Origin of the sequence: Pseudomonas sp. Sample_9 (assembly GCF_004307535.1) — a bacterium.
Classification (GTDB): Bacteria; Pseudomonadota; Gammaproteobacteria; order Pseudomonadales; family Pseudomonadaceae; genus Aquipseudomonas; species Aquipseudomonas mercuritolerans.
On record NZ_RAZO01000503.1, the window covers coordinates 1 to 2774 of the forward strand.

Below are 2774 nucleotides of genomic sequence, written 5' to 3' on the forward strand. Positions count from 1 at the left end.
TTCTGCAGTTGCGGGTTCTCGTCGACCTTGTTCTGCAGTTCTTGCAGGAGCAGTTCGAGACGCTCCTTCTCGACCTGCTCGGCCATGCCTTCAACCTGATCGGTGTCGACCGTGACCTTGTCCGGCTGTGGCTGCGACTTCACTTCCGGGTTGAGGGTGTTTTCCGGCGCCAGGGTCGGCGTGCCACCCAAGTCGATGATGTACGGCGTGCCGCTTTCGGAGAAGCCGACCGGGTCCTTGAAATAACCGGCGATGGCGATCTTCTGTTCCGGCGTAGCAGTGGACAGCAGCCACAGCACCAGGAAGAACGCCATCATCGCCGTGGCAAAGTCGGCGAAGGCGATTTTCCACGCCCCGCCGTGGTGCCCGGCGGCAATGCGCTTGACGCGCTTGACGATGATCGGCTGATTATTTTCCATGACTTAGCGACCGCGAACCGCTTGTTCCAGCTCGGCGAAGCTTGGACGGTGCGCCGGGTACAGAACCTTGCGCCCGAACTCGACCGCCAGCGACGGCGGCATGCCGGACGCCGAAGCCACCAGCGAGGCCTTGATGGCTTCGTAGACGTTGAGCTCTTCCTTGGCATCGTGGGCCAGGGAATGCGCCAGCGGACCAAAGAAACCGTACGCCGCGAGAATACCGAAGAAGGTACCGACCAGTGCCGCACCCACGTGCAGACCGATCGACGCCTGGTCGCCCTCGCCCAGCGAGGCCATGGTCACCACGATACCGAGTACCGCCGCGACGATACCGAAACCGGGCATGCCGTCGGCGATGCCGTTGACTGCGTGGGATGGGTGCTCGAGGTCTTCCTTGAGGCTGTACAGTTCCATGTCGAACAGGCCTTCCAGTTCGTGCGGAGCCATGTTGCCGGAGGACATGATGCGCAGGTAATCGCAAACGAACGCGGTCATGCGTTCATCCTTGAGCACCGCCGGGTACTTGGCGAAGATCGGACTCGCGGCGGCATCTTCGATGTCGCCTTCGATGGCCATCATGCCTTCGCGGCGGCTCTTGTTGAGGATCTCGTAGATCAGCCCGAGCACTTCCAGGTAGAAGGTGTGGGTGAAGCGCGAACCGAACATGCTCAGGGATTTCTTGAGCACGTGCATCGTCATGTAACCGGGGTTGGCCTGGAGGAATGCACCGAGGGCCGCACCGCCGATGATCATCACCTCGAAGGGCTGGATCAGGGCGGCAATCTTGCCGTGGGAGAGCACGTATCCGCCGAGCACGCTCGCGAATACGACGATGATGCCGATAATTTTAGCCATAGGTAGAAGGTACTTGTTTAAGTCGGGTTCAAGGTCATATTCGGAAGTTAAAAAATCTCTTCTTCTACTTATCGGCAAAACTGCGCCAGACTATAGCCAGTTCAGGCGAAAAGCCAATTTAGCCCATGCCGGGCGCGTCTACAGTCAGTGAAGATCTCGTCCAGACATGGCTAATGAAACGAACGTCCCACACGCAAAACCGACCACCCTCGACGGCTGGGTCAAGCTGCTCGACAGCGTCCGCCTGCCCGTACCACAAGAGGCTCACGACAAAGTCTGCCGGGCGATCCGCGACAACCGCAGCTCGCTGCGTGACATCGCCGATCTGATGCAGGACAGCCCGGCGCTGGCCTTGAGCATCATCCGTGAGGCGAATCGTCACACCCACGGCACCATGGCCGCGCCAGCGGAAAATCTCGAGGTGGCGATCAATCGCCTGGGCCTGGCGCGCACCGAAGAACTGCTCGCGCGCCTGCCCGCCGAACCGCACCGGCAGATCCCCAAGGCTTTGCGCCAATTGCAGCTGATCAGCCAACACGCGACACAGCAGGCCAACGGTTTTTTTGCCAGTCGCCTGGCGCGGCTGTGGCAGGACATCCATTGGGGCAGTCTGCTGTTTTTGTCGCCGCTGTGGCCATTGGCACTGACCTATCCGCAGTTGCTTGAGGAGTGGGAACTGCGGGTGATCCACAAGGGCGAGTCGGCGCGGGTGGTCGAAAAGCAATTGTTCGGCGTGCGCCTGTTGGAGATTGCCGAGGCACTGGTCGAGGCCTGGCATCTGCCGATCTGGGTCGAGCAAGGCTACAAATTGCTGCTCGGCGAACAACGCGAACTGGTCAAAGTCCTGCGCATCGCCCGTGACAGCGAGCACCCGCTACGTCAGCAGAACCGCCTCGACGATGACCCGACGCTGCGGCGCTGGCTCAACCAACCGGCCAATACGGTGCTGCTCGCCAACGGCCTGGCGCTGTCGGCGCAACAGGCCTGGGACAGTCCGCACAGCAAGCGCTGGCAGTATCTGACCAGCCTGTATCTGCAGATTTCCATGGACGAAGTGCAGCAACAGCTGCACCAGCAAGCGGCGAACAGCGCGCGTCAGCATGCAATGCCTGATTTGTGGCACCCGGCGGTTTCGCTGATCTGGCCGTGGGGCACTCGTCGCTTGCCGGCCGGCATGCTCCCGGCCGCAGCGCCGAATGCGGATGACTTGGGCCAGTGGCGTCGGCAATGCGCCGAACTGCTAGCCGAACCCAGCCGCTTCACCAATGCCATGAGCCTGACCGTCGCCGCCCGCGAGGCACTGGTGGCGAGCGGCATGCGCCGGGTGATGATTCTGATGGCCGACCGCACACACACGACCCTGCGCGTGCACCAGACCGCCGGTTTGCCGAAGGATGCGGCGGCGCTGAGTTTTGTCGTCAGCCAGAGCAAAGTCCTGCAACGCCTGCTCGCTCAGCAGGCGCAGGTGCGGATCACGCCGGAGAACAACGGGCAATTCTC

The 2774-nt window shown here is 61.7% G+C and carries 3 protein-coding genes; 1 reads left to right on the top strand and 2 read right to left on the bottom strand.

Annotated elements, in window-relative coordinates:
* A partial coding sequence (locus tag D6877_RS28605; RefSeq protein WP_277751506.1) for a flagellar motor protein MotB occupies positions 1-419 on the bottom strand: 419 nt, incomplete at its 3' end.
* Positions 420-422: 3 nt separating this feature from the next.
* Positions 423-1274, bottom strand: coding sequence for a flagellar motor stator protein MotA (motA, locus tag D6877_RS28610; protein WP_024011357.1), 852 nt, complete (start codon positions 1272-1274; stop codon positions 423-425).
* Between the two features lie 166 nt (positions 1275-1440).
* Between motA and D6877_RS28615 the strand changes: the two genes are divergently transcribed.
* A partial coding sequence (locus D6877_RS28615) for an HDOD domain-containing protein (RefSeq protein ID WP_130912860.1) occupies positions 1441-2774 on the top strand: 1334 nt, incomplete at its 3' end.

What these genes read in the sequence shown, in the direction of transcription:
- motA (WP_024011357.1), bottom strand. Translation starts at nt 1,274, where the DNA reads ATGGCTAAAATTATCGGCATCATCGTCGTATTCGCGAGCGTGCTCGGC.